Origin of the sequence: Arthrobacter sp. NyZ413, assembly GCF_049390645.1 — a bacterium.
In the GTDB taxonomy this organism is placed as follows: domain Bacteria; phylum Actinomycetota; class Actinomycetes; order Actinomycetales; family Micrococcaceae; genus Arthrobacter.
In genome coordinates, this window is record NZ_CP155434.1 from 1,483,047 (window position 1) to 1,509,658 (window position 26,612).

Sequence of the window (26,612 nt, forward strand, 5' to 3'; positions counted from 1 at the left end):
CAAGATAATCTAGCCAGAGTGAACCAACGGGAAGGCACCATGGAAACCGAGAACACTGCAATCCAGCCCGGGAAGACCCGCCGCCGCGTTCTGCTGAAGCTGTCCGGCGAGGTCATTGGCGGCGGTAAGCTCGGTGTCGATCCGGAAACCGTCCGCGCCATCTCCAAGCAGATCGCAGCAGCCGTTTCCGAAGTCGAGGTTGCGATCGTCGTCGGCGGTGGAAACTTCTTCCGCGGCGCCGAACTGTCCCAGAGCGGCATGGACCGCTCGCGCGCCGACTACATGGGGATGCTTGGCACCGTGATGAACTGCCTGGCCCTGCAGGACTTCCTGGAGCAGGCCGGCGTCGAAACCCGCGTCCAGAGCGCAATCACCATGGGCCAGGTGGCCGAGGCCTACATTCCACGTCGCGCAATCCGGCACATGGAAAAGGGGCGCGTCGTCATTTTCGGCGCCGGTGCCGGCCTCCCGTACTTCTCGACCGACACGGTAGCCGCCCAGCGCGCGCTCGAAGTACACGCCGACGTCGTCCTCATGGCGAAGAGCGGCGTGGACGGCGTTTACACCGCCGACCCCAAGAAGGACCCCGCGGCCCAGAAGCTCGAAACGCTCAGCTACGATGAGGCCTTGCGCCGGGACATCCGGGTCATGGACCAGACGGCCATGACCATGTGCAAGGACAACGACTTGTCCATGGTGGTCTTCGGCATGGAGGGCGAAGGGAACGTCACCCGTGCCATCCTCGGCGAAAAGCTCGGCACCCTGGTCACTCCGTAGCGGGGGAGTGACTCCCGGGCAAGGACTAGGATATTTCTAGGACTCTTCCGCTCGAGAGGGCGGAATTCTATTGTGCATCGCGGCCCGCGGATCGGGTCGCGACTATTTCTGAGGAGAAACCGTGATCGAAGAAACCTTGCTCGAAGCCGGGGAAAAGATGGACAAGGCGATCGAGGTAGCCAAGGAGGATTTCGCCTCGATCCGTACCGGCCGTGCCAACCCCGGGCTCTACAACAAGGTCATGGTGGAGTACTACGGCACTCCCACGCCGCTGCAGCAGTTGGCGTCCTTCGCGATTCCCGATGCCAAGACCATCCTGATCACCCCGTATGACAAGACGGCGTTGCGCGATATCGAGAAGGCCCTGAGCGACTCTGAGGTGGGCGCGAATCCTTCCAACGACGGCAATGTCATCCGGATTACCATCCCGGAGCTGACCCAGGAACGCCGCAAGGAATACGTGAAGATCGTCAAGGGCAAGGGTGAGGACGCGAAGGTCAGCATCCGCAGCATCCGGCGCAAGGCCAAGGACGCCCTGGACAAGCTCGTCAAGGACGGCGAAGCAGGCGAAGACGAAGGCGCCCGCGGCGAGAAGGAACTGGACGCGATCACCAAGGCCCACGTCGACGGCATCGATGAGCTCCTCAAGCGCAAGGAAGCCGAGCTGCTCGAAGTCTAATGAGCGAGGCTGAGCCGGCGCCCGCGCACGGGGCTCCCACACGCGCAAGGCGCCCACGACGAGGCAACCCGACGCCCAAGGCGGGCCGTAATCTTCCGGCTGCCATCGGCGTCGGGCTTGCCATGCTCTTCGCCATCCTCGGCGGGCTGCTCTTCCTGCCCTTGGGGTTCGTCGTCCTGACCACCGCGTTCGCCGTGATCGGGGTGTGGGAGCTCTTCCGTGCCCTCGACAGCCAGGGAACCCGGATGCCGATCATCCCCGTGTTGACGGGAACAGTCGCCATACCGTTCGCGGCCTATTTCGGTGGCTTGGAAAGCATGCTTTTCGCCATGGTGCTCAGCAGCACGGCCGTCCTGCTCTGGCGTTCGCTCGAAAGCGCTGCGGGCGCGCCGCGCAGCGTCTTCGCGGGAATCTTCACCCTCGCGTGGGTGCCTTTCCTGATCAGTTTTGCCATTGTGCCGCTGCACGCCAGCGGAGGAGCGACGACGGCGGGCTTCTGGCCGGACGGGCAGGTCCCGGGCGGCGCGTGGCAGATTGCCGTGATGCTGTTGCTGGTGGTGTCCAACGACACCTTTGGGTACCTCGTCGGCGCCCTGTTCGGCAAGCACCCCATGGCCCCCAAGATCAGTCCCAAGAAATCCTGGGAGGGCTTCGGCGGTTCCGTCGCCGGAGCCATGGTCATCGGTATCCTGGCCAGCTTGTTCGTCCTGGACAAGCCGTGGTGGGTCGGCGTGGTGCTCGCGGTCGGCATGGTGGCAGCTGCGACTGCCGGCGACCTCGCCGAATCCATGGTCAAACGCGAACTTGGAGTCAAGGACATGAGCAGCATCCTGCCTGGCCACGGCGGCGTCATGGACAGGCTCGATTCAATCGTCTTCGCGGCTCCCACAGCATTCATTCTTTTCGCGCTGCTGAGCGGCGCCTGACAACATCCAGAAGGAAAACACCGTCAGTGGACATTCGTCGTCAAATCCCCGCTGCGTTCCAGCGCGTGGAGCGCAGCAAGTACGGCTACAACGCAAAGCAAGTGGACCAGTTCTTCCAGCGGGCCAGGGTGTCGTTCGAGAACAGGGCCGAGGCTTCGGAAAAGATCGGCAGCCAGGATGTCCGTGCAGTGTCCTTCGATCCGGTCAAGGGAGGCTACGACGCCTCGGTAGTCGACGCCGCCCTTGACCGCCTTGAGGACGCCTTCGCCCGCAGGGAACGGGACGAGCTCATCGCGGCGGAAGGCGAAGACGCCTGGCTGCTGAAGATCGGCAAGCTTTCGGGTGTCCTGAGGGGCCGGCTGCACCGGCCCGACGGCGAACGGTTCCGTCGCCCGGAAAAGAAGCGCACCCGCGGATACAACATCGCCGAGGTGGATGCCTTGTGCGCGTCGCTGATCGGCTACTTGGAAAACGACAAACCGCTAAGCGTTGACAACGTCCGCCGTGCGGCCTTCTCCGAAGCCAAGGGGCACGACAGCTACGAAGAGGCCCAAGTGGATGCCTTCCTGGACCGCGTTGTCGAGCTCATGGCGGCCATCGACTGACGGACTAAGTCAGCGCACTTGGCGCCCGGTGGCCACGGGCCGTTCAGGCACGTGCAGCCTGGTCATGAGGCGGGTGACGCTCCGCGGAACCCGGTGTTTGGTGGCCCGCGAGACCAACACCATGACGCCGAACGCCGCTGGAACGGTCCAGGCCGCGGGTTGGGCAAGCCACGCTGGGGCGAGGGTTGAACCCATGATCGTGCCCGCGCCCAGCGCACCGCCGCACAGGACGGCCCCCGTCACCATCCCGGCGATGGCCCCGGCATCGCTCAGTCCGCGCCACCAGATGCCCAGGAGCAGGACGGGGCAGATCGTGGACGCGGTGAACGCGAAGACCAATCCCACGCTGCCGGCCAGCGCCGTCGAATCGGTGGTGAATGCGAACGCCAAGGGTACGACGGCGGCCACGAGGGCGGCTGCACGGAACCCGCGGACGCTGCCGCCCAAGAGGTCCTGGCTGATGACGCCTGCGAGCGACACCACCAGGCCGGACGTCGTAGAGAGGAACGCGGCGAACGCTCCCGCAACCACCAACGCGGAGAGCAGGTCGCCGGGGATCCCGCCGAGCAGCTTCCCGGGGAGCAGGAGCACCAGCGCATCGGGCTGGCCGTTGCGTGCCAGCTCCGGGGCGAAGACGCGCCCCAGCAAGCCGGTCGCCGTCGGGAAGAGGTAGAAGACGGACAGCAGTCCCAGGACGATCAGCGTAGTTCGCCGTGCCGACTGGCCGTCCGGGTTGGTGTAGAACCGGACCAGGACGTGGGGGAGTCCGAGCGTGCCGAAGAGGAGCGCCACGAGGAGCGAGACGGTTTGGTACAGCCCGGCTGACGGAAGGCCCGTGGGATTGCTGGCGGCCTCCGCAACGGCGAGCGTTCCGGCGTCCGCTTGGTGCAGGAGCAGGAACACCACCGGAACCGCAAGGGCCGTGAGCTTGAGCCAGTATTGGAACGCCTGGACGAAGGTAATGGAGCGCATTCCGCCGGCCACAACGGTCAGGCACACCACCACGACGACGGCAGTGGAGCCGACCCAGGACGGCAGGCCTGTGCTGATGCGGATGGCGAGACCGGCCCCGTGAAGTTGCGGCACGATATAGAGCCACCCGACAGCTACCACCACGAGGCTCGTGACGCGGCGGACGGCTTTGGACTCGAGCCGGGCCTCGGTGAAGTCCGGGATGGTGTAGGCGCCCGAGCGGCGCAGCGGAGCGGCCACGAACAGCAGGAGCATCAGATAGCCGGCGGTGTAGCCCACCGGGAACCACAGCGCGTCCGTTCCGGTCAGCAGGATGAGCCCGGCAACGCCCAGGAAGCTTGCGGCGGAAAGGTATTCGCCGCCGATCGCCGAGGCATTCCACCAGGGCCGGACAGTGCGGGACGCTACATAGAAGTCGCTCGTAGTACGGGAAATGCGAAGTCCGTAGAAGCCGATGGCCGCCGTCGCAAGCACCACAGCCAGGAAGGCAGTGAGGCCGACCGCCGGATTCACCTGTCCTCCACGAGGTCGCGGTAGCGGGCTTCGTTCCGCGCCGCGGCGCGGTTGTACAGCCACGCGCTGAGTCCGATCACCGGGTACAGCGCAGCGCCGAGGATGATCCAGTTCACCGGGACACCAAGAATCCGCATTTGCGCCAAGTCGGGGACAAGCGCCACCATCAGGCCATAAGCGGCGATCACCAGCAGGAATCCCGACGCCACAACAACGGCGAGACGAAGTTGCGAACGGATCAGTGACCGGACGAATACTTGGCCGACATCCGAGTCTTCGGCGGCTTCACGCGATGTGTAGGGCCTCTTCGGCGCGGGCCTGGCAGCGGATTGGGGTGCGGTGACCCGGACGCGGGTCATCCTTGCGGCCGGATCCGGGTGGCCTGGAGCTTGTCGCGCACGTAGGGCAGGTGCCTGCGGCTGATGGGCAGTTCGGCCCCGGCAACCGTGACGCTTGGCCGAGCCGCGGCGAGTTTCATGTGCCCGACGTGGTTGAGGGACATCAGGTAGGAGCGGTGGATCCTGATGAATCCGGCGTCGGCCCACTGCTGTTCGAGGTCGCTGAGCGGGACCCGGATCAAGTAGCTGGCTTCCGCGGTGTGGAGGCGTGCGTAGTCTCCTTGGGCCTGGACGTAGCTGACGTCGTCCCGACGAATCATCCGCGTGGTTCCGCCCTGGTCCACCGTGATCATCTCCGGAACCTTGCTTCTGTCCTTCATCAGCTCGCAGATGCGGCTGACGGACCGCGTCAGCCGTTCGGTCCGCACGGGCTTGAGGAGGTAGTCGACGGCGGCCAGTTCGAAGGCTTCCAGCGCGCAGTCTTCGTCGGCGGTGACGAAGACGACGGCGGGCGGCCGGGTACTGTGCGAAATGGCGCGGGCGATGTCCAAGCCCGAGACGACAGGCATGTGGATGTCGAGGAAAACCGCATCCACGGATTCGGCGTCGAGGGTCCTGAGCGCTTCGGCTCCCGAGACGGCGCGGTGGATCGTGCCGATGCGCTCGTCACGCCCCAGCAGGAAGGCGAGCTCTTCAACGGCGGGGAGCTCGTCGTCGGCGACGAGTACGTTGATCATGTTTATAGATTAGCTTCAGGCGTCATGGCGCGGTTGGGACTTGGGCACGCGCATCGTGATAAGCATGCCTTCGCCCTGTGCTGTTTCGATGACCAGGCCGTGGTCGTCGCCATAGACCTGCCGGAGCCTGGCATCGACGTTCCGCAAGCCAACATGGTCGGCGTCCGAATACCCGGCCAGGACGGCCCGCAAGTGCTCCGGATCGATGCCCACGCCGTCGTCTTCGATGGTGACCTCCGCGAAGGCGCCGGAGTCGTTGGCGCAAATGGTGATGTGGCCGGGGCCATCCTTCGCTTCCAGCCCGTGGCGCACGGCGTTTTCCACGAGAGGCTGCAAGCTGAGGAAGGGAATCACGGTGCTCAGGACTTCGGGCGCGATCCTGAGGCTTAGCTGCAGCCGCTCGCCGAAACGGGCCTTCTCCAGCAGCAGGTAGCGGTCAATGCTGCGAAGTTCCTCGGCCAAGGTGGTGAAATCGCCATGGCGCCGGAATGAGTACCGCGTGAAGTCGGCAAACTCCACCACCAGCTCGCGGGCCCTCTCGGGATCGGTATTGATGAAGGAAGCGATCGCGTTGAGGGAGTTGTAGATGAAATGGGGACTGATCTGCGCCCGGAGAGCCCTGACCTCGGCTTCGATGAGGAGGGTGCGCGAAGCATCGAGTTCGGCGAGTTCCACCTGAACTGCCACCCAGTCCGCGAGCTCGCTGGTCGCGCGGACCAGCCCGGCTCCGGCTTGGGGAGCGAAGGCCGCAACGGCGCCCACCACCCGGTTGCCGGCCCGGATCGGCGCGACGACGGCACTGAGTTCGCGGGATGCGGAAACCACCGCGGTCCGCCCGTCGTTGAGGACTCCCGCGGCGAGGTCCATGAGCGACGGCTTGAGTTCCTCGGCGGCGCCGTCCCATGCCAAGACCGATTCGGCGTCGGTGATTGCCAGGGCGTCGCATCGGAGCATGGAGCGCAGTTGCCTGCTCGCCTTCGCGGCTCCCGCCGCGTGCAATCCGGTCCGCAAATGCTGTCCAGCGCGCGACGCCGCGTGGAGGGTCTGGTACGTGGCCCGCTCGGCATCGGTGCCCAACTCCCGGAAGGAGCGGATCACTTTGAGCCCCACCCCGACGACGACGGCCACGGCGAGGACGATGACCGCAATGGCGGCCGCGGTGACGAGCGGGGAATCCGGCATGGAGCAAGAGTAGCGAATCCGCGTAAGGCAGCCGCAGGGGAGCAGTGCCTTTCGGAGTGTGCCGTTCGGCGCAACAACATGTCCGCTGGGCGACGCCCGGTGCCGTAGGTCTGGAAGTGCCGGGCCCGCCCGGTCGATAGTGATGTCAGTCACACTGGGCCGGAGCGTGCGGCTGATGTGGACGTTCACCACCAGGAGGAAACCATGGGTAACGAAGCCCCAACACCGGACACAGCGTCCGTCGATTTCCAGGAAGTCCAGCAAAGCCCGCAGTTTCACGAGCTCCGCAAGCGCCACCGCAGTTTCGTCTTCCCCATGGCCATCGCGTTCCTGCTGTGGTACTTCGCCTATGTCCTCCTGGCCGACTACGCGGTGGGCTTCATGTCCACCAAGCTGTGGGGGAACATCAACGTCGGCCTGGTCCTGGGCCTGCTGCAATTCGTGACGACGTTCGGGATCACCACTTGGTACGTCAGCTACTCCAACCGCAAGCTCGACCCCGTTGCCGAAGAGATCCGGCACGGCATCGAAGGCCATGAATTCGACAAGGACGCCGCCGTGAAGGGACTCGCGCAATGAAAACGATGGTCCCCATGGTCGAGGTCTCCGCGCTCAAGGACACCACGATGCTGAACATGGGCATTTTCGCCGTGTTCGTCCTGGTCACCATGGTCATCGTGTTCCGGGCCAGCCGAAACAACAAAACCGCCGCCGACTACTACGCGGCGGGCCGCTCCTTCACCGGCTCCCAAAACGGAACAGCCATTGCCGGCGACTACCTCTCGGCAGCTTCCTTCCTCGGGATCACCGGAGCGATCGCCGTCAATGGCTACGACGGGTTCCTGTACTCCATCGGCTTCCTCGTCGCGTGGCTCGTGGCGCTGCTCCTCGTGGCGGAGCTGTTGCGGAACACAGGGAAGTTCACCATGGCGGACGTGCTGTCCTTCCGCCTCCGGCAGCGCCCCGTGCGCATCGCCGCCGCCCTTTCCACCCTCGCCGTCTGTTTCTTCTACCTGCTGGCCCAAATGGCCGGTGCGGGAAGCCTGATCTCCTTGCTCCTGGGCATCAGCGATTGGGGAGGCCAAGCGCTGGTGATTGTCGTCGTCGGCGCCCTCATGATCATGTACGTGCTGATCGGCGGAATGAAGGGGACCACCTGGGTCCAGATCATCAAGGCTGTCCTCCTCATCTGCGGTGCGGCCGTCATGACCCTGTGGGTCCTCTCCATCTACGGCTTCAACCTCTCGAACCTCCTCGGTTCCGCGGCGGACGCCGCAAAGAATCCCAATGTCCTGAACCCGGGCCTGCAATACGGCAAAACAGGGACCTCCAAGCTGGACTTCCTGTCCCTCGGCCTGGCCCTTGTCCTCGGTACGGCTGCCCTGCCGCACGTCTTGATGCGTTTCTACACCGTGCCTACCGCGAAGGAAGCCCGCAAGTCCGTGGTCTGGTCCATCTGGTTGATCGGCTTGTTCTACTTGTTCACGCTGGTCCTCGGGTATGGTGCCGCCGCGCTGGTCGGGGCCGACACCATCAAGTCGGCCCCCGGCGGAGTCAATTCCGCCGCTCCGCTCCTCGCGTTCCACCTGGGCGGGCCGTTGCTCCTGGGCTTCATCTCCGCCGTCGCGTTCGCAACAATCCTTGCCGTGGTCGCGGGCCTCACCATCACGGCGGCAGCGTCGTTCGCGCACGACATCTATGCGAACGTCATCTCCAAGGGCAAGGCCGATCCCGGGGCCGAGGTCAAAGTGGCCCGGAGGACAGTCGTGGTCATCGGCATCCTGGCCATCCTTGGCGGCATCTTCGCCAACGGCCAGAATGTCGCCTTCCTCGTCGCCCTTGCCTTCGCGGTAGCGGCGTCAGCCAACCTGCCGACCATCATCTACTCCCTGTTCTGGAAAAAGTTCACCACCCAAGGGGCCATCTGGAGCATGTACGGAGGGCTTGCCGCCGCAATCATCCTGATCGCCCTCTCGCCAGTGGTTTCCGGTGCGAAGACGTCCATGATCCCAGGCGCGAATTTCGCGGTTTTCCCGCTGAGCAATCCCGGCATCGTGTCTATTCCGCTCGCGTTCCTGCTCGGTTGGCTTGGAACCGTGTTGGACAAGCGGCGTGAGGACGCGGCCAAGCAAGCGGAAATGGAGGTTCGTTCGCTGACCGGTATCGGAGCCGAGAAGGCACTGAACCACTAGGGTCCCTGTTGGTCCCGCCAAAAACAGCGTCCGTCCCGCCGCTATTCAACGCGGCGGGACGGACGCTGTCCTTGTTCTGGATACTGCAGGCAGGTTCAGTGATGGTGCCCGGTGGGCAATGAATGCTCCTGGTGCGGGACGGCGTGCTGGCCGGCGACGGAAGCCGCGAGCCCCGGCGTCGTAATCGCGGCGACCACGACGGCGGCCGCGAAAGCCGCCGCTACCAGCAATCCGGGGTGTGGGGGAACCGCCATTCTTGCGCCCGGCCGGGCGCTGGTTTCCTCACCGTCCGGGTACCTCCGGGCAATCCATGCGGACGATCCCAACGTCATGAGGACCAGGAAAAGAGCAGCCAGGTGGCCGCCGTCGAGCACTTGTTGGGAAATACCCACGGTGAGCGCGGCAACGTGGAACACCACTGCCACTGCCAGCGCTTTGGCGGTCAACCGACGGAACCTGAGCCGGCCGCGCTGCAAGCTTGCCACCGAGACCGAGAGCAACGCCAAGCCCCACACCGCCACAACGAAACCCGGCAACATGAGGGGTCCGCGGGGCAGAATGTAGCTTGACGCGATGGAAAGCTCCACGAGGCCGGCACCCATTCCCGCGAAGCAAGAAAACAAGGTGACGGATGCCCCTGCTGTCGGCCCTACGGACGACGGTGTTTGTACTGTTCGCGCTGATTGCGCTGTCACGGTCGGCTCCTTCCGGATCCGTTGCTTTGCGGTCCCTGAACCGCGGTTCCCCGGGTGGTCCTAGGCGTGGGCCCTGGCGTGGCCGGCCGGGACCTTGTCCTGCGAGAGTCCCACGCCCAGCAGTACAACAGCGCTCGCGAGGTGCAGCACATTGTCTGCTCCGTTAAGGGCAATGATATTCAGTGCGGAACCAACGAGGAACAGCCCAAGGATACCTACCAGGAGGTAGACGGCGCCGACGGTTGAATTGACGGCTTTGGAGAGGGTTGCGTTGTTCAGGCCGGCGTAGAGCAGTGCCGCGCCGACCGCCAGGTGAATGATGTTGTGCAAGGGGTTGACCGCAAAGATGATCAGGTTGGCACCGTCGGTCGCGAAGAATCCGATCCCCGAGGTGACAAAGAATCCAAGGACACCCACGAGCAGGAAGACGGCTCCAAAGATGGTGGCGATCAGGCGGTTGGGTGAAGTGCGCATGGTCCAAACCTTCCGGTATGGCCGGAGTCTCCGGCCTTTGGTCGAGCCCCGGGCGGGGCTCTCAACCAGCGGTTCGGAGCACTCGGCCAGGCGGATGGGTGGACTTGGGAAACTTTTTTGCGTCAGCCTTCGGGCCGGAGGCGGATGGCATCCATCTTGGGGTCGTTGCCTTCAAAGTTGTACTGGAGATCGATGGTCTTGCCTTGGCATTGCAAGGTGCCGATGACCTCTGCGGTGTTGGTCCCGTTGACCGTACTGACGTTCACTGAGTCGTAGTGCGGCTTGCACGTGCTGTCCAAGCCCAGGCCCGCAACACCGCTCTCGAATTCGTCTTTCGTCAGGTTTTGGGCCAGGTCCGGGTGCATGTATTGGTCGTATGCTTGCCCGCTCTGGCCGTTCACGATCAGGCGCGTGAAATCATCGGAGGCAGCCCGCGCCTTGTTCGTGGCGCTTCCCACCACGTTGAACAGCACGACGGCACCCACTATGACCAAGACAAGGAAGGCGCCCGCGACTCCCAGGACGATCCAGAGAAGCCTGCGGTTCCTGGGCCGCGGCGGCGGAGGGCCGTACGGGCCCGGATATTGTCCGTAGTGGGCTGGCGGGTACTGTCCGGAGCCGTATTGCGCCGATGGGTACTGGCCGGGCGCGCCATATTGTCCCGACGGCGGGAACTGGGTTGGCGGGCCGTAGGGTTGGGCCGGGCTGTGCTGGTGCGGACCAGCGCCCGACGCCGGTTGGCCGGCGTCGGGGTCATGGTTCGGCTGCGGCGGCACGTGCGGGGTGCTCATGGCAATTCCCCTTCCCGGCGGCCAGGCGTGTGCCGCCAACCGGACGGAAGCCGCCTCCCGGCCCCCATGGCGTCCACCTGCATCAAATCGTACAAAGTTGCTCAGGGCAAGGGCCGGGCCCGGCTTTACCGGGTGACCCGGTGGAACTTACGTGGCGCGGGGCGCTTTCTGGCTGGTGCGGTTCAAGAGGGGCTGCACCCGGAAGGGGATCAGTTCGCCCATGGACATGGCGGTATCCGTGCGTTCCACGCCGTCGCACGCCAGGATCTTGCCGTTGATGCGGAACAGGTCCTCGGCGTCGAGCGCTACCACCCGCAAGAGGAGGTCGGCTGATCCTGTCAGCCCGTATCCCTCGAGGATTTCCGGGATTTCCGCGAGTTCCACGGTCAGTTGTGCGAGCTTTTGCTGCTGGACGTGGATCGAAATGAAGGCCATGAGCGGATAGCCGAGAGCCGCGGGATTGATGCGTCGTTCGAACGAGAGGAATGCGTGTTTCTTCTCCAATTGGGCCAGCCGGGCCTGCACGGTATTACGGGACAATCCCAGCTTCTGGGCGAGGGCCACCACGGTGCCGCGGGGGTCCTTGGCCATGGCCGACAGCAGCCGGGTATCAGTGCCATCCAAAGCTTGCATAATGCGCAACGGTAGCACGGTGCAGGTCACTGAAATAGGGCATTATGCGCAGAATTTCCGGCGGTGGTTGTACCCAATGAGCATTGTGAGTAGGGTCACAATTAATCCGGGCGACGACGCCGGGATGCTGGCACGCGAGTGGACCACAAGTCCTTCCGCAAGCCTGTGAGCACGAGCTGAAAGGTGCGATCAACGGTGTTGACGGACAAGGCCGGCAAGGACGCCTACGAGGCTTCGACAACCGGAATCAGTGCAGAAAATCCGCGTCGGACCGGCGGGAACCTGGTCCAATTGATCTCCGCCAACGGGGAACGCATCAGCCACCCGGAGTTCGATCTTTGGGTCAGCGACGTCACCGACGAGCAGTTGTGCTCGCTGTATGAGGACATGACGGTCATCCGGCGCATCGACGCCGAGAGTACGGCACTGCAGCGCCAGGGAGAGCTGGCCTTGTGGCCGCCGCTCCTCGGCCAGGAAGCATCCCAGATCGGCTCGGCCCGGGCCCTCCGCGACGATGACTTCGTCTTCCCCAGCTACCGCGATAACGGCGTGGCCTATTGCCGTGGCGTGGACCCGCTGGACATGGTGCGGGCCTGGCGCGGCAATGCGTCATTCGGTTGGGATCCGTACCGCTACAACATCGCCACCCAACAGATCATGATCGGATCGCAAACGCTGCATGCCACCGGATATGCCATGGGTATCCAGAACGACGGAGCGGACTCGGCGGCGGTCGCCTATTTCGGTGACGGCGCCACGAGCGAAGGCGATGTCAACGAGGCCATGGTGTTCGCGGCCAGTTTCCAGGCGCCGGTGGTCTTCATCTGCCAAAACAACCATTGGGCTATCTCCGAGCCGGTCCGGCTGCAGTCCCACATCCAGATCGCCGACCGCGCCTTGGGCTTCGGCATCCCCAGTATCCGCGTGGACGGGAACGATGTCCTGGCCGTCATGGCAGTCACCCGCATCGCCCTTGACCGGGCGCGCAAAGGCGGTGGTCCCACCTTCATCGAAGCGGTGACCTACCGTATGGGACCGCATACGACGGCGGACGACCCCACTCGGTACCGCGATGCCAACGAACTCGAGGATTGGCGCGCGAAAGACCCGATCGCAAGGCTCAAGACGTTGCTCCTGACGAAGGGCCTCCTGACGGACGAGGCTGAAGCGAGGGTGCGGGCGAAAGCGGACGAGGTCGCCAACAAGCTGCGCTCAGGCTGCGTCAATATGCCCGACCCCGCGCCCCTGGACCTTTTCAACCACGTCTACAGCACGCCCAACTCGTGGATCGAACGGCAGAAGGACCATTACTCCCGCTACCTCGAAAGCTTCAGTGGATCAACCCAGGAAGGTGCACTCTGATGAGCAAGCTGACCTTCGCCCGCGCCATCAACGCCGGCCTGCGCAAAGCCCTCGACAGCGATCCCAAGGTAGTCCTCATGGGTGAGGACATCGGCACGCTCGGTGGTGTCTTCCGTGTGACCGACGGACTGCAGAAGGACTTCGGCAAGCACCGCGTGGTAGACACCCCGCTGGCCGAATCGGGCATCCTCGGGACCGCCGTCGGGCTCGCATACCGTGGCTACCGTCCCGTATGCGAAATCCAGTTCGACGGGTTCATCTACCCGGCGTTCGACCAGATTGTCAGCCAAGTGGCCAAGATGCACTACCGCACTCAAGGGCGCGTGAAGATGCCCATCACCATTCGCGTGCCGTTCGGCGGCGGCATCGGTTCTCCCGAGCACCACTCGGAGTCACCGGAAGCGTACTTCACCCACACTTCGGGGCTGCGCGTCATCAGCGTTTCCAACCCCCAGGATGCCTATACGATGATCCAGCAGGCCATCGCTTCGGACGATCCCGTGCTGTATTTCGAACCCAAGCGCCGCTACCACGACAAGGGCGATGTCGATGAGGCCGCGGACCTGTCCACCGCATTGTCCATGGAGAAGGCCCGGGTGGTCACCCAGGGCAGCGATGTCACGCTGGTCACCTACGGTCCACTCGTGAAAACGGCAAGCGATGCCGCCCTGGCGGCCTCCGACGAGGGCATTTCGGTGGAAGTGATCGACCTCCGTTCGCTCGCGCCGATCGACTTCCCTGTGGTGGAAGCGTCCGTCCGCAAGACCGGCCGCCTGGTGATCACCCACGAAGCAGCCCAATCCGGAGGGCTCGGCGCCGAAATCGCAGCCAGCATCACCGAGCGTTGCTTCAACTACCTTGAATCCGCCCCGGTCCGGATCACCGGGTTCGACATCCCGTACCCGTACTCAAAGCTTGAAATGCACCATTTACCGGACCTCGACAGGATCCTGGACGGCGTGGACCGCTCGCTGGGCCGCCGCAACTCGTTGAGCGGGCTGGAAGGATGACGGCCACGATGATCAAGGAATTCAGGCTGCCGGACCTCGGCGAGGGGCTGACCGAGTCGGAAATCCTCAGTTGGAAAGTAGCCGTGGGGGACACCGTGGCCCTCAACCAGGTGATCGCGGAAGTCGAAACGGCCAAGGCTGTGGTTGAGTTGCCTTCGCCCTTCGCCGGAACGGTCGCGGCCCTCCATGAAGAGGCTGGTGCCGTAGTGGAGGTCGGCAAGCCGATCGTCTCGTTCGAGGTCGACGACGTCGGTGCTGCCGGTTCAACCGGCGCCGGTTCCGGTTCGGAAGTTTCCACCTCGAACGGCGCCGCCGCGGCTGTTCCCCAGGCGACCCCGGCCAAACGGGAGGCCAACCTCGTGGGCTATGGCGCCGTCGTCGAAGAATCCGGGCACCCGGTGCGACGCCACCGCACCTTCGACCCGGTCGCTGAGCGGGAGGCTGTCCAGGCACCCGTGCGGCAACCAGTCCAGCAGCCCGCGCCGCAAACCATCCAGGAACCGGAGCGTCCGCGCTCCACCCCGCCGGTCCGAAAGCTGGCGAGGGACCTTGGGATCGATCTCCAGTTGGTCAAGGGCACCGGACCGGCAGGGCTTATCACCCGATCCGACGTCCAGGGCTTCGCCGCCGGATCGCACGAGCAAACGGAGGCGCGGGCTGCCGCGGTTCCCGGTGGGCGTGAGACCCGGACGCCGATCAAGGGTGTCCGGAAGTTCACTGCCGCGGCCATGGTGCAAAGCGCCTTCACGGCACCGCACGTGACCGAATTCCTGACCGTCGACGTCACGCCAACCATGGAGCTTTTGGAACGGCTCAAGTCGAGCAAGGCATTCGCGGGCTACAAACTGACGCCGTTGACCATCGCGGCCAAGGCGGTGTTGATTGCGCTGCGCCGGAACCCGACCCTCAACTCCCGTTGGGACGAGGCATCGCAGGAGATAGTGCAGTTCAACTACGTCAACCTGGGAATCGCCGCGGCAACGCCACGAGGGCTGACCGTTCCAAACATCAAGGACGCGGACGGCATGACGCTCCTGGAGTTGTCGGCCGCCCTGTCCGAGCTCACGGATACGGCCCGATCCGGAAAGACCTCGCCGTCGGACCTGTCGGGCGGGACAATCTCCATCACGAACATCGGAGTCTTCGGTATCGACGCCGGCACCCCCATCCTGAATCCCGGGGAAGCCGCGATCATTGCCCTCGGTGCCGTTCGTAAGGCCCCTTGGGTACACAACGACGAACTCGCCGTGCGGCAAGTGATGTCGCTCAGCCTGTCCTTCGACCACAGGCTCGTGGACGGCGAGCAGGGTTCGAAGTTCTTGGCCGAACTGGGGGCTATCCTGGCTGACCCCGCGATGGTCATAACGATGGTCTAGCCCCTTGGCTACTCCACCATCAGCGCAGCCAAGGCCATGCGCTCAAGGATGGGCCGGGCGCTCTTGGCTGCCATGCGGCGCCCATGGTGCCGCACGGAATGGGGAGTCGAGTTGATGAGGCCGAAAGCGGCGTGTGCCCGCACCCGCAGTTCGCTTGGATCCGTGTGGGGATGCACGTCGCCGAGCACCTCGACCCAGAGCTCGACATAATTTCGCTGGAGGGCGCGGACTTCGGCCTGGTCGGCCTCGCCAAGGTTGCTGAAATCCCGGTCCTGGACGCGGATGACGTCGGGGTTGCTCAGGGCGAAGTCGACGTGGAACTCCACCAACCCGCGAAGGGCCGCTTCTGCTTCCGGCGCATCGGACACCACGCCGCGTCCGCCGTCGAGCAGGTTGCGGCTCACGCTCAGCAGGAGCTCGGCGAGCACCGCCTGTTTCCCGGGAAAATGCCGGTAAACCGCAGGCCCACTGACTCCCGCGGCGGCGCCCAGGTCCTCCAGCGAGACGCGGTTGAAGCCATCGGCCGCGAAGAGGCCGGCGGCGGCAGCCAGAAGTGCCTTTCGCCGTGTCTCCTTGGCCTGGCTGCGCTGGGTCTGGACGTGATTGTCCTGCTTGGTGCCATCCTTGGCGGGGGTGTCCTTTGGGCTCCGCTGGAACGTGACCACGATTCCTCCTTGTTGCACGCGATCCGCTGTGAGCTCAAGGCCGGGGCGCCGCCGGGGATGCGCCAAGGTGATGGACAACACAGTTAACAGAGACTAACCTAAATTCCAGTTACGCGGTACTAACTGAGATGGCCGTTGGCCGGGATGGAACGCAGTCGATGGAGACACTTGCCAGCCAGCTGGATACCGGCAGCGAGCAATTCGCCGCCAACGCCGAGGCGCAGCTGTCCCTCGTGGGCGAACTGAAGAAGCGCCTCGCCGTGGCTGCCCTTGGCGGTCCGGAGAAGTCCCGCGAGCGCCATATGTCGAGGGGCAAGTTGTTGCCGCGGGAGCGCATCGACTACCTGCTGGACGATGGGAGTCCGTTCCTGGAGATCGCGCCCTTGGCGGCCAACGGCATGTACAACGACGATTCGCCCGGCGCCGGAATCATCACGGGGATTGGACTCGTCCACGGCCGCCAAGTGATGGTGGTCTCAAACGACGCCACGGTCAAGGGCGGGACCTACTACCCGATGACGGTCAAAAAGCACCTCCGGGCCCAGGAAATAGCACTTGAGAACCGGCTGCCGTGCATCTACCTCGTGGATTCCGGGGGAGCGTTCCTGCCCAGGCAGGACGAGGTTTTCCCTGACAAGGAGCACTTCGGCCGGATCTTCTTCAACCAGGCGAAGATGTCCGCCGCGAAGATCCCGCAGATCGCCTCGGTCATGGGCTCCTGCACCGCCGGCGGCGCCTATGTTCCGGCGATGAGCGACGAAACGGTGATCGTCCGCAACCAGGGCACGATCTTCCTTGGCGGCCCGCCCCTCGTGAAAGCCGCGATCGGCGAAATCGTCACGGCGGAAGAACTTGGTGGCGGGGACGTGCACTCGCGAATCTCGGGCGTCACGGACCACCTCGCGGAAAATGACGAGCACGCCTTGCAGATTGTCCGTGACATTGTCTCCACGCTGCCCCTGCCGGCCGCGCCCGCCTGGGAGGTGGACGCCGTCGTCGATCCCGTTGCGGATCCGGAGGAAATCTACGGCGCCGTTCCTACGGACGTGAATGCCCAGTACGACGTCCGGGAAGTCATTGCCCGCCTCGTCGATGGTTCAAGGTTCCACGAGTTCAAGAAGAACTACGGCACCACCCTGGTCACTGGATTCGCGAAGCTGCACGGCCACCCGGTGGGAATCGTGGCCAACAACGGCGTGCTTTTCAGCGAGTCCTCGCTCAAGGGTGCCCACTTCATCGAATTGTGCGACCAGCGGGGGATCCCCTTGATTTTCCTGCAGAACCTCTCGGGTTTCATGGTGGGCAAGGACTACGAGCAAGGCGGGATCGCGAAGAACGGCGCCAAGATGGTCACCGCCGTGGCTACGGCCCGCGTGCCGAAGCTGACCGTGGTGATCGGAGGTTCCTTCGGGGCCGGAAACTATTCGATGTGCGGCCGTGCCTATTCGCCGCGGTTCCTGTGGATGTGGCCGGCCTCGCGGATTTCGGTCATGGGCGGAAACCAGGCCTCGAGCGTGCTGGCCACAGTCAAGCGGGACCAGTTCGAAGCGCGCGGCGAGCAATGGTCGGCCGAGGATGAAGAAGCCTTCAAGGCCCCCATCAAGCAGCAATATGAGGACCAAGGCAGTCCCTATTACTCCACGGCCCGGCTCTGGGACGACGGCATTATCGATCCCTTGGACACGAGGCGCGTCCTGGGGATGGCCCTTGATACGGTCTCCCGCCAACCCCTGCCGGATACGTCATTCGGCCTCTTTCGGATGTGAGCCATGACCACTAAGCCATTCGATACCGTCCTCGTCGCCAATCGCGGGGAAATCGCCTGCCGTGTGATCCGCACCCTTAAAGCCATGGGGATCCGGTCCGTCGCGGTCTATTCAGACGCCGACGCCGGAGCCCGCCACGTGCGCGAGGCCGATACCGCCGTCCGGATCGGCACCGCCGCCGCTACGGACAGCTACCTGCGCATCGATTCCATCATCGAAGCCTGCCTGCAGAGCGGCGCCCAGGCCGTCCACCCGGGCTATGGGTTCCTGGCGGAGAACGTCGAGTTCGCGAAAGCCCTGGACGCAGCCGGCATTGCGTTCGTCGGCCCGGGCATCGAGGCGATCGACATCATGGGCGACAAAATCCGCTCGAAAAACCACGTGATGTCCTATGGCGTCCCCTGCGTTCCCGGCGTTGCCGAGCCCGGCCTCAGCGACCAGGAACTCATCGAGGCGGCGCCCGGCGTCGGATTCCCCCTGATCATCAAGCCCTCGGCCGGCGGCGGTGGCAAAGGCATGCACGTCGTAGAGCGGCCGGAAGACATGGCAGCCACGCTGGCAACCGCGCGCCGCGTCGCCGCCGGCGCCTTCGGCGACGACACGCTCTTCCTGGAGCGGCTCGTCCCTGCACCCCGGCATATCGAAGTCCAGGTACTCGCGGACAACCACGGCAACGTCATACACCTCGGCGAGCGCGAGTGCTCGTTGCAGCGACGGCACCAAAAGGTGATCGAGGAAGCGCCGTCCCCGTTGCTGGAGTCCCAGCCAAACGGGAAGGAACTCCGCGCGCGCATCGGCGAAGCAGCGTGCGACGCAGCCCGGTCGGTCGCGTACAGCGGAGCAGGCACGGTCGAATTCCTTGTGTCGGACCAGGATCCCGGGCACTTCTTCTTCATGGAAATGAACACCCGCCTCCAGGTCGAGCACCCGGTCACCGAAATGGTCACCGGGATCGACCTTGTCGAATGGCAAGTGCGGATCGCCGCCGGTGAGGTCCTCACCGTGGCGCAGTCCGACGTCGTACTTGACGGTCACGCCGTCGAGGCGCGCGTCTACGCGGAGGTTCCTGAACGCGGCTTCCTGCCGTCCATCGGCGAGGTCGTGGCGCTTCGTGAGCGGTCCGGCGACGATCCCCATGTCCGGATCGATTCCGGCATGCTCCGGGGAGCGGCCGTCACGGGGGACTACGACCCCATGCTCGCCAAGGTCATCGCGTGGGGACCGGACCGCAAGTCGGCCTTGGACACGCTGGACCACGCCCTGGCGGACTACTCGTTGCTTGGTGTCCAGACGAACGTCGAGTACCTGCGGCTCCTGATCAACGACGACGACGTCCGCGCGGGCCGCCTCGATACCGGGCTCATCGGGCGCAAGCTCGAAGGGATGCAATTCCGCCACGCGGCGGACACGGAAATCGTTGCCGCAGCCCTGCTCGCCCGCAACGCTGTGGCGCCGCTTGAAGCCGAGTCGCCATGGAACGCTGCCGATGGCTGGCGAGTGGGCGCACCTGCCCCGTGGCGGGTGACTATCGGCCTTCCCGACGGCGGCCTTGCCACCGTCTCGCTGACCGGGCACGGTCCGGACACCACCGCACGCGTGGATGCCGGCGTCGAACACCCCGGCATCGAACACCGCGCGGCGCTGCGTGCCGGTACGCCGGGCACTGGAGACGCCGTGTTGGTGCTCGACGGCGTCGAGCACCTTTTCGAGCTCGGCTTGCCTTCTGCCGGCGGTACCCCGGGTGCCAACCTTCCGCGGGAAATCTGGCTTGGCAGCGGCGGCTGGTCCTGCCGGCTCGAGATCCTTGACCGCGAGGCCCGCCTCCAACGGGTCCTCGCGGGGATTCAGCGCGAAGAGGGAGCCGCGGACCCGGAAGTCCGCTCTCCCATGCCCGGAACGGTTGTCTCCGTCCCTGTGAACAACGGAGACCAAGTGGAGAGCGGACAGGTCCTCGTCGTAGTCGAGGCGATGAAGATGGAGCACCAACTCGTGGCCTCTGTGTCCGGCACAGTCCACCTCAGCAGCAAACCGGGGGACCTCGTCAAAGCGGACCAGGTCCTCGCCACCATCCACGTAGCAGCCGAATCCCCGACTCCGGCAGCAGGAAACCAGGAAGACAAGGAAGCCTAGCCATGGAACTCAACGAGGAATACCAGGACCTGAGCGACTCCGTCCGGGAATTCGCCGACGAGGTGGTGGCCCCGGTGTCCACCAAGCACGACGAAGAACACAGTTTCCCGTACGAGATCATCAAGCAGATGGGGGAGATGGGCCTCTTCGGCTTGCCCTTCCCCGAAGAGTATGGCGGCATGGGCGGCGACTACTTTGCGCTCGCGCTGGCCCTGGAGCAGCTAGGCCGGGTGGACCAGTCCGTCGCGATCACACTCGAAGCCGGCGTCTCCCTGGGAGCCATGCCGGTGTACCGCTTCGGTACCCAGGAACAGAAAGAGCGCTGGCTGCCGCAATTGACCTCGGGCGCCGCGCTCGCAGGGTTCGGGCTGACGGAACCGGAAGCCGGCTCGGACGCGGGCGGCACCAAGACGAATGCCCGCCTTGAGGACGGCCATTGGGTCATTAACGGCAACAAGGAGTTCATCACCAACTCCGGAACGAACATCACCCGACTGGTCACGGTGACCGCGGTCACGGGGCAAGGGACACGCGAGGACGGGAGCCTCAGGAAGGAAATCTCCACCATCCTGGTACCTACCGACACGCCCGGGTTCACGGCGGAAAAGGCGTACAACAAGGTCGGGTGGAACGCGTCAGACACGCATCCGCTCACGTTGAAGAACGTCCGCGTTCCGCAGGAGAACCTCCTTGGCGTCCGGGGGCGCGGCTATGCCAACTTCCTTTCCATCCTCGATGAAGGCCGCATCGCGATCGCGGCGCTCGCAACGGGCGCCGCGCAAGGATGCGTCGATTTGTCCGTGAAATACGCCAAGGAACGCATGGCATTCGGCCAAAACATCGGCAAGTACCAAGCGGTACAGTTCAAGATCGCCCGCATGCAGGCGCGGGCCCATACCGCCCGCCTCGCGTACTACGACGCCGCGTCAAGGATGCTCGCGGGGAAGCCATTCAAGACCGAAGCGGCCATCGCTAAGATGGTCGCAGGCGAGGCAGCCATGGACAATGCGCGGGACGCCACCCAGGTGTTCGGCGGCTACGGCTTCATCAACGAATTCACGGTGGCACGGCATTACCGCGATTCCAAGATCCTGGAAGTCGGGGAGGGAACCACCGAGGTCCAGTTGATGCTCATCGCCCGCGAGCTGGGCCTTTAACCGCTAGGGAAAGGTGAACGATGATCGACAAAGTTGTTGCCAGCGCCGCGGAAGCGGTGAAAGACATCCACGACGGCGCCTCACTCGCCGTCGGCGGCTTCGGCCTTTGCGGAATCCCGGTGGCCCTCATCGGCGCCCTGTACGCCCAGGGGACCTCCGGTTTGGAAACCATCAGCAACAACTGCGGCGTTGACGACTGGGGATTGGGCATCCTGCTCAAGGACGGACGGATCAGCCGGACCATCAGCTCCTATGTCGGCGAGAACAAGGAGTTCGCCCGCCAGTTCCTCGCCGGCGAGCTGGAAGTTGTCCTCACTCCGCAGGGGACCCTCGCCGAGAAACTCCGCGCCGGGGGCGCCGGCATTCCGGCGTTCTACACGAAAGCCGGAGTGGGCACCCAGGTTTCCGACGGCGGACTTCCGCAAAAGTACGACGCCGACGGTACGGTCGCGACCGCGTCCTCACCCAAGGAGGTCCGCACCTTCAATGGCGGAGACTACGTGCTGGAAGAGTCCCTGACGCCCGACTTCGGGCTCGTCCATGCGTGGAAGGGTGACCGCCACGGCAACCTCGTGTTCCATGCGACGGCCATGAATTTCAACCCGTTGTGCGCCATGGCCGCCCGGGTCACCATCGCCGAGGTGGAAGAGCTCGTGGAACCCGGCGAGCTGGACCCGCAAAACATCCACACCCCGGGAATCTTCGTCCACCGGGTGGTGCTCGCTCCGGACACCGAGAAACGCATCGAAAAGCGGACCGTGGCATTGGCCCCGGCGCCGGAATCGGAACCAGGCCGGAAGGCAGGAGCGTAAACATGGAAACCAACACCGCCCAGGACGTGCCGCCCCGTCCGGAAGCGGTCCGGCACGAGTACCGCCGCTCCGACGTCGAACACCACGAAGGCAAGGGTTGGACGCGGAACGAACTGGCCGCCCGCGTGGCCCGCGAGCTCAGCAACGGCCAATACGTCAACCTCGGGATCGGCATGCCCACCCTGATTCCCAACTACATTCCGGATGGCGTGGAGGTGATCCTGCATTCCGAAAACGGGATCCTCGGCGTCGGTCCCTACCCGGCCGACGACGCCGTGGATCCGGACCTCATCAATGCGGGCAAGGAAACCGTGACCGTCAATGCGGGCGCCGCGTTCTTCGATTCGGCAACCTCGTTCGGCATGATCCGGGGCGGTCATGTGGACGTCGCCGTGCTGGGTGCCATGGAAGTCGCCGCCAACGGAGACCTGGCCAACTGGATGATTCCCGGAAAAATGGTCAAGGGCATGGGCGGCGCCATGGACCTGGTGTTCGGCGCCAAGCGGGTCATCGTGATGATGGAGCACGTGGACCGCAACGGCAAGCCCAAGATCGTCAAGGAATGCTCGCTACCGGTCACCGGGAAAGGCTGCGTCGACCGGATCATCACGGATCTCGCGGTGATCGACGTCGTTTCCGACGGCGGGGAATCGCGGTTGGTCCTGCGCGAACTGGCGCCGAACGTCTCGGCCGAGGACGTCGCCGCGGCCACGGGCGTCGAGCTTTTCGAGGAAGACCAGGAACTCACGGTATGACAGCGGACCCCGCCGTCCCCGAAAAACGCGTTATTGAACAGCGCGGGCTGTATTTCGATGAGCTTGAAGAAAGCGTGGTCTACGCCCACCGGCCGGGCCGCACCGTCACCGAGGCGGACAACGTCCTGTTCACCACGCTCACCATGAACACGCAAGCCCTGCACCTGGACGCCGCCTGGAGTTCCAAGCAGCCCTTCGGGCAACGGCTCATGAACTCCATGTTCACCTTGTCCACCATGGTGGGGCAGTCAGTGAATCAGTTGACGCAAGGCACCATCATCGCCCAGCTCGGCCTCACGGACGTCACGTTTCCGCATCCGCTGTACCACGGCGACACCCTCTACACGGAAACCGTCATCACCTCGAAGCGGCTGTCGTCGTCGCGTCCCGGGCAGGGAATCGTGACCATGCAACACACAGGCCGCAACCAAGCCGGAACCGTGGTGGCCCTCGCCACGAGGACCTGCCTCATGTGGATCCGGACCGCGCATCTGGAGGCGCAACAGGGGACAATCAATACATGACGTTCACGATGGGTCCCGCACTGCTTTTCTGTCCCGCCGACCGCCCCGAACGGTACCAAAAGGCCGCCGAGCGTTCCGACGCCGTGATCCTGGATCTCGAAGACGCGGTGGCTCCCGAGAGCAAGAAACGGGCCAGGGGAGCCATCCTTGCACAGCTCGGATCGGGCGGCGAGACCGCGGAGCTCGATCCGAGCCGGACGATCGTCCGGGTCAACCCCGTGGGTACGGCGGAATTCGAGAAGGACCTGCACTGCCTCGCGCACACCCCGTATCGCACGGTGATGCTCGCCAAGGCGGAGTCCCGCGAACAATTGAAGGTGCTTGAGGGCTACCACGTCATTGCGTTGTGCGAGACGGCCAAGGGGATCGTCAACGCGGTCGAGATCGCCCAGGCGCCCAACGTCGTCGGGCTCATGTGGGGCGCCGAGGACCTGATCGCGTCCATGGGCGGGACCTCCAGCCGGAAGGACGACGGCGGCTACCGGGCGGTAGCTCTGCACTCCCGTTCCACTGTGCTGCTGGCAGCGAAGGCCGCGGGCAAGGAAGCAATCGACGCGGTCTATGTGGATATTCCGGACCTCGCAGGACTGGCTGTTGAATCCGCCGATGCCGTAGCCAGCGGATTCGGGGCCAAGGCCTGCATCCACCCCAACCAGGTTGCCGCGGTCCGCGACGCCTATGCTCCGTCTGCGGACGTCGTCGCCGAAGCGCAGGAGTTGCTCGACGCCGCCGCCTCAGCCGGCACGGGAGTTTTCCAGCACAAAGGAAAAATGGTGGACGGTCCCATCCTTAAGCACGCCGAAGCGACGCTGCGCAGGGCCCGGCTCTCGTAAAACGCAGCTCAGCTCCCATGCTGCCGCGACCGCGGCAGGGACAACGGCGGGATCACTTCGTACAGCTCCATCCGGATCCAGCGTTGGCCGGTTTCCCGGAACTCGGCCCGGGTTGCGAACCGGTACAGGAAGCTGCGGGCCCGTACCCACCTCGGCCGCCCGCCGTCGAACGGGTCAAGGCGCAACAAGCGCAAGGTGGGCTTGTCGGCGTCGAGCAGCTTGCCGAGGAACGCATAAAACCATTCCTCATGCACCGTCCGCAGCGGCAGGAACCACATCAACCAATCAAGCCGCAGATGGTAAGGCGCCCACTGGCGCGGCAAGCGCCGGACGTCCCCGGGCTTGCCTTTGAAGCCGTACTCGAGCCACTCGGCTTCGTCGACCGGCGCGTCGGACCGGGTGCCTTCGACCACGATTTCCACCCTGTGCCGCGTCACGGTGCCGAAAGCACCGTACGTGTTGACCAGTTGCCAGCGGTTGAAGCTCGCGTTCATGAGCTGCCCGCGCGAAACCAGGTTCCTGGCCGGCCAATAGCTGAGCACCAGCAGGAGGACAGTGACGCAAAGAACGACGGCGAGCCACCAGGGCGGCGTCCCGGGCGCCGTCGTCGCTGCACCGGCATGCGGTGCCGGGGTAAACGGCAGCACCGCGTGGATCACGGGGTCGCTCACCGCAGCGAAAGCGAGCACGATGGCGGACCAGTTGAGCCAGGCGAAGTTCCCGCTACCCACCAGCCAAAGTTGCGTGAAGACAACAATCCCGGCGGCAACGCTGGCGAGCGGCTGCGGGAAGAACAGGAAGAACGGCACCACCAGCTGGGCGAAGTGGTTGCCGAGCACTTCGACGCGGTGCAGCGGTTTCGGCAGGAGGTGCGCCTGGCGGCTCAGCGGCCCAGGCATGGGCTGCGTCTCGTGGTGGTAGTACAAAGCGGTCAAATCACGCCATTCGCTCCCGCCATGGATCTTGATCATGCCGGCGCCGAACTCCAGCCTGAACACGAGCCACACCAGCAAGATCAGGATGGTCCTGGGCGGGGGAACCTGGTTCGAACCGAGGAATGCCACAGTGAATCCCATTTCGAGCAGGAGCATCTCCCATCCGAACGCGTAGAAGGTCTGGCCGACGTTCACCACCGACATATAGAGCAGCCACAAGGCCAGGAACGCGAGCGCGGGCAGCCACGGCGGTCCCAACTGCGGCAGCCCGAGCACAAGGACACCGGAGACGAGCAGGCCGATGGCGCACACGGAGCGCAGCAAAGTGTCCGAATATCCCCAGCGGAAGAGGCTTGGCCTGCGCAGTTTCCGGTGGCCATCAACGTACCGCGGGACGGGGAGGAGCCCATGTTCGCCCAGGAGTGCGGGAAACTGGTTCAGCGTGGACAAAAACGCGATGAAGTAGAGTACCGCTGTTCCGCGCTGGAGCACTTGCCGGGCGAATTCATAGTCCGGCGCCTCGAACCACGAGACCCACTCCACAAATCAACGCTACGCCTGGGGTACGGGATACTTAAGCAATGCAGCCGCGAAAAATCGTTCTCCTCGGGTCCACTGGTTCCATCGGCACGCAGGCAATCGACGTCGTCGACGCCGCCCCCCATTTGTTCGAGGTTGTGGCACTCAGCGCGGGCGGCGGGAACCTTGACCTCATCGCTCAGCAGGCCGTCCACACCAAGGCGCAGGCGGTCGGAATCGCCCGGGGCGATGCCCGTGAACTGCAGGAGCGGATCGATGCTGCCGCGTCCGCCGTCGGGATTCGCAACTACAAGCCAACCATCATGACCGGACCGGACGCCTCCACCCGGATTGCCGCCATCGAAGCCGATGTGGTCCTCAACGGCATCACCGGATCCATTGGTTTGGCACCGACCCTGGCGGCCTTGAATTCCGGAGCCGTCCTGGCCTTGGCCAACAAGGAATCCCTGATTGTCGGCGGCGCGCTGGTGAAGGCCGCGGCCGCACCCGGGCAAATCGTGCCGGTGGATTCGGAGCACTCGGCCATTGCCCAATGCCTCCGTGCCGGCTCGGCCAACGAAGTCGAAAAGCTCATCCTGACGGCGTCCGGTGGCCCGTTCCGGGGGCTCACCAAGGAACTGCTCCGGGACGTCACCCCGGCCGAGGCACTTGCGCACCCCACATGGGACATGGGCCTCATGGTCACCACCAATTCGGCCAGCCTCGTCAACAAGGGACTCGAGGTGATTGAAGCCCACCTGCTTTTCGACGTCCCGCTCGACCGGATCGACGTCGTGGTCCACCCCCAATCGGTGGTGCATTCCATGGTCGAGTTCGTCGACGGCTCGATCATCGCCCAGGCTTCCCCACCGGACATGCGCCTGCCGATCGCCCTCGGACTGGGCTGGCCGGACCGCGTGCCCCGCGCCGCCAAGTCCTGCGATTGGAGCCAGGCCACCAGCTGGACATTCGAACCGCTCGACTCGGTGGCGTTCCCCGCCGTCGAGCTCGCCAAGGACGCCGCGAAGCAGGGGAGCACATACCCGGCGGTCTTCAACGCGGCCAACGAGGAAGCGGTGGAAGCCTTCCACGCCGGCAAGATCCGCTTCACGGACATCGTGGACACCGTGGAGTCCGTCCTCAGCGAACATTCAGGATCCTTCGAGCTGACGGTGGACTCGGTGTTGGATGCTGAGAGTTGGGCACGAACACGCACCCATGATCGTTTAGCCAACAGCACCCTTTAGGAAGCAG

General features: G+C 64.6%; 27 protein-coding genes. 17 read left to right on the forward strand and 10 right to left on the reverse strand.

From position 1 onward, the window contains the following. Nucleotides 1–39 precede the first annotated feature (39 nt). The 4 genes from pyrH to ABCW42_RS06980 all read left to right on the forward strand — a co-directional run bounded on the left by pyrH (nt 40) and on the right by ABCW42_RS06980 (nt 2,987). Nucleotides 40–777: a UMP kinase gene (gene pyrH, locus ABCW42_RS06965; RefSeq protein ID WP_423184158.1), complete on the forward strand. Its 738-nt coding sequence runs from the start codon at nt 40–42 to the stop codon at nt 775–777. A 121-nt stretch (nt 778–898) separates the two neighbouring features. After that, nucleotides 899–1,456 (forward strand): ribosome recycling factor, encoded by a 558-nt coding sequence (frr, locus tag ABCW42_RS06970; RefSeq protein WP_133202850.1) that lies wholly within the window; start codon nt 899–901, stop codon nt 1,454–1,456. After that, nucleotides 1,456–2,382, forward strand: a complete 927-nt coding sequence (locus ABCW42_RS06975; protein WP_423184159.1) for a phosphatidate cytidylyltransferase — start codon at nt 1,456–1,458, stop codon at nt 2,380–2,382. The genes frr and ABCW42_RS06975 overlap by 1 nt, the downstream gene beginning before the upstream one ends. Nucleotides 2,383–2,408: 26 nt before the next feature. Continuing rightward, entirely contained in the window at nt 2,409–2,987 is a 579-nt protein-coding gene (locus tag ABCW42_RS06980) for a DivIVA domain-containing protein (RefSeq protein WP_423184160.1), read from the forward strand. A 9-nt stretch (nt 2,988–2,996) separates the two neighbouring features. Here ABCW42_RS06980 and ABCW42_RS06985 read toward each other — a convergent pair whose 3' ends face one another. Genes ABCW42_RS06985 through ABCW42_RS07000 form a run of 4 tightly spaced genes read right to left on the reverse strand, consistent with a single transcriptional unit; the run spans nt 2,997 to nt 6,729 of the window. Next, entirely contained in the window at nt 2,997–4,472 is a 1,476-nt protein-coding gene (locus ABCW42_RS06985) for a cation acetate symporter (RefSeq protein ID WP_423184161.1), read from the reverse strand. Next, entirely contained in the window at nt 4,469–4,831 is a 363-nt protein-coding gene (locus tag ABCW42_RS06990; protein ID WP_423184162.1) for a hypothetical protein, read from the reverse strand. The genes ABCW42_RS06985 and ABCW42_RS06990 overlap by 4 nt, the downstream gene beginning before the upstream one ends. Next, nucleotides 4,828–5,547, reverse strand: coding sequence for a LytR/AlgR family response regulator transcription factor (locus tag ABCW42_RS06995; protein WP_423184163.1), 720 nt, complete (start codon nt 5,545–5,547; stop codon nt 4,828–4,830). The genes ABCW42_RS06990 and ABCW42_RS06995 overlap by 4 nt, the downstream gene beginning before the upstream one ends. A 15-nt stretch (nt 5,548–5,562) precedes the next feature. Further along, entirely contained in the window at nt 5,563–6,729 is a 1,167-nt protein-coding gene (locus ABCW42_RS07000) for a sensor histidine kinase (protein WP_423184164.1), read from the reverse strand. A gap of 204 nt (nt 6,730–6,933) precedes the next feature. Between ABCW42_RS07000 and ABCW42_RS07005 the strand changes: the two genes are divergently transcribed. Continuing rightward, complete coding sequence (locus tag ABCW42_RS07005; protein ID WP_423184165.1) at nt 6,934–7,308, forward strand: DUF485 domain-containing protein; 375 nt, start codon at nt 6,934–6,936, stop codon at nt 7,306–7,308. Further along, on the forward strand, nt 7,305–8,921 hold the full coding sequence (locus ABCW42_RS07010; RefSeq protein ID WP_423184166.1) for a solute symporter family protein: 1,617 nt from the start codon (nt 7,305–7,307) through the stop codon (nt 8,919–8,921). The genes ABCW42_RS07005 and ABCW42_RS07010 overlap by 4 nt, the downstream gene beginning before the upstream one ends. A 95-nt stretch (nt 8,922–9,016) precedes the next feature. On the opposite strand, the gene ABCW42_RS07015 is transcribed toward ABCW42_RS07010, so the two are convergent. The 4 genes from ABCW42_RS07015 to ABCW42_RS07030 form a co-directional block, all read right to left on the reverse strand. Continuing rightward, nucleotides 9,017–9,616 (reverse strand): hypothetical protein, encoded by a 600-nt coding sequence (locus ABCW42_RS07015; protein WP_423184167.1) that lies wholly within the window; start codon nt 9,614–9,616, stop codon nt 9,017–9,019. Between the two features lie 60 nt (nt 9,617–9,676). Next, nucleotides 9,677–10,090 carry a DUF4383 domain-containing protein gene (locus ABCW42_RS07020; RefSeq protein WP_133202860.1) on the reverse strand — a complete coding sequence of 138 codons (414 nt, stop codon included), beginning with the start codon at nt 10,088–10,090 and terminating at the stop codon, nt 9,677–9,679. A 122-nt stretch (nt 10,091–10,212) separates the two neighbouring features. Next, nucleotides 10,213–10,881: a hypothetical protein gene (locus tag ABCW42_RS07025; protein WP_423184168.1), complete on the reverse strand. Its 669-nt coding sequence runs from the start codon at nt 10,879–10,881 to the stop codon at nt 10,213–10,215. A 147-nt stretch (nt 10,882–11,028) separates the two neighbouring features. Then, a complete protein-coding gene (locus ABCW42_RS07030; RefSeq protein ID WP_133202861.1) occupies nt 11,029–11,514 on the reverse strand; it encodes an Lrp/AsnC family transcriptional regulator in 486 nt (161 codons plus the stop codon). Between the two features lie 195 nt (nt 11,515–11,709). Between ABCW42_RS07030 and pdhA the strand changes: the two genes are divergently transcribed. From pdhA to ABCW42_RS07045, 3 genes are read left to right on the forward strand one after another with little or no spacing between them, the layout of a single operon-like run. Beyond that, nucleotides 11,710–12,876, forward strand: coding sequence for a pyruvate dehydrogenase (acetyl-transferring) E1 component subunit alpha (pdhA, locus tag ABCW42_RS07035; protein WP_423184169.1), 1,167 nt, complete (start codon nt 11,710–11,712; stop codon nt 12,874–12,876). Continuing rightward, the gene (locus tag ABCW42_RS07040; protein WP_423184170.1) at nt 12,876–13,886 is read left to right on the forward strand and encodes an alpha-ketoacid dehydrogenase subunit beta; all 1,011 of its coding nucleotides are present in this window, start codon (nt 12,876–12,878) and stop codon (nt 13,884–13,886) included. The genes pdhA and ABCW42_RS07040 overlap by 1 nt, the downstream gene beginning before the upstream one ends. Further along, nucleotides 13,883–15,262 carry a dihydrolipoamide acetyltransferase family protein gene (locus ABCW42_RS07045; protein ID WP_423184171.1) on the forward strand — a complete coding sequence of 460 codons (1,380 nt, stop codon included), beginning with the start codon at nt 13,883–13,885 and terminating at the stop codon, nt 15,260–15,262. The genes ABCW42_RS07040 and ABCW42_RS07045 overlap by 4 nt, the downstream gene beginning before the upstream one ends. An 8-nt stretch (nt 15,263–15,270) precedes the next feature. Here ABCW42_RS07045 and ABCW42_RS07050 read toward each other — a convergent pair whose 3' ends face one another. After that, a complete protein-coding gene (locus ABCW42_RS07050; protein ID WP_133202865.1) occupies nt 15,271–15,927 on the reverse strand; it encodes a TetR/AcrR family transcriptional regulator in 657 nt (218 codons plus the stop codon). Nucleotides 15,928–16,085: 158 nt separating this feature from the next. On the opposite strand from ABCW42_RS07050, the gene ABCW42_RS07055 reads away from it, so the two are divergent. The 7 genes from ABCW42_RS07055 to ABCW42_RS07085 are packed head-to-tail and all read left to right on the forward strand — an operon-like array spanning nt 16,086 to nt 23,904. Beyond that, a complete protein-coding gene (locus tag ABCW42_RS07055) occupies nt 16,086–17,693 on the forward strand; it encodes a carboxyl transferase domain-containing protein (protein WP_423184172.1) in 1,608 nt (535 codons plus the stop codon). A gap of 3 nt (nt 17,694–17,696) precedes the next feature. Next, nucleotides 17,697–19,823: an acetyl/propionyl/methylcrotonyl-CoA carboxylase subunit alpha gene (locus ABCW42_RS07060; protein ID WP_423184173.1), complete on the forward strand. Its 2,127-nt coding sequence runs from the start codon at nt 17,697–17,699 to the stop codon at nt 19,821–19,823. Between the two features lie 2 nt (nt 19,824–19,825). Continuing rightward, nucleotides 19,826–20,980 carry an acyl-CoA dehydrogenase family protein gene (locus tag ABCW42_RS07065; RefSeq protein WP_423184174.1) on the forward strand — a complete coding sequence of 385 codons (1,155 nt, stop codon included), beginning with the start codon at nt 19,826–19,828 and terminating at the stop codon, nt 20,978–20,980. 20 nt (nt 20,981–21,000) lie between these two features. Beyond that, entirely contained in the window at nt 21,001–21,792 is a 792-nt protein-coding gene (locus ABCW42_RS07070; RefSeq protein ID WP_423184175.1) for a CoA transferase subunit A, read from the forward strand. Nucleotides 21,793–21,794: 2 nt separating this feature from the next. Next, nucleotides 21,795–22,547, forward strand: coding sequence for a CoA transferase subunit B (locus tag ABCW42_RS07075; protein WP_423184176.1), 753 nt, complete (start codon nt 21,795–21,797; stop codon nt 22,545–22,547). Then, nucleotides 22,544–23,071 carry a MaoC family dehydratase gene (locus ABCW42_RS07080; RefSeq protein WP_423184177.1) on the forward strand — a complete coding sequence of 176 codons (528 nt, stop codon included), beginning with the start codon at nt 22,544–22,546 and terminating at the stop codon, nt 23,069–23,071. Before ABCW42_RS07075 ends, ABCW42_RS07080 begins: the two co-directional genes overlap by 4 nt. After that, a complete protein-coding gene (locus tag ABCW42_RS07085) occupies nt 23,068–23,904 on the forward strand; it encodes an HpcH/HpaI aldolase/citrate lyase family protein (protein WP_423184178.1) in 837 nt (278 codons plus the stop codon). Before ABCW42_RS07080 ends, ABCW42_RS07085 begins: the two co-directional genes overlap by 4 nt. An 8-nt stretch (nt 23,905–23,912) precedes the next feature. On the opposite strand, the gene ABCW42_RS07090 is transcribed toward ABCW42_RS07085, so the two are convergent. Beyond that, complete coding sequence (locus tag ABCW42_RS07090; RefSeq protein WP_423184179.1) at nt 23,913–25,382, reverse strand: lipase maturation factor family protein; 1,470 nt, start codon at nt 25,380–25,382, stop codon at nt 23,913–23,915. A 38-nt stretch (nt 25,383–25,420) separates the two neighbouring features. Between ABCW42_RS07090 and dxr the strand changes: the two genes are divergently transcribed. Further along, entirely contained in the window at nt 25,421–26,605 is a 1,185-nt protein-coding gene (gene dxr / locus ABCW42_RS07095) for a 1-deoxy-D-xylulose-5-phosphate reductoisomerase (protein ID WP_423184180.1), read from the forward strand. The last annotated feature ends 7 nt before the right edge of the window (nt 26,606–26,612 follow it).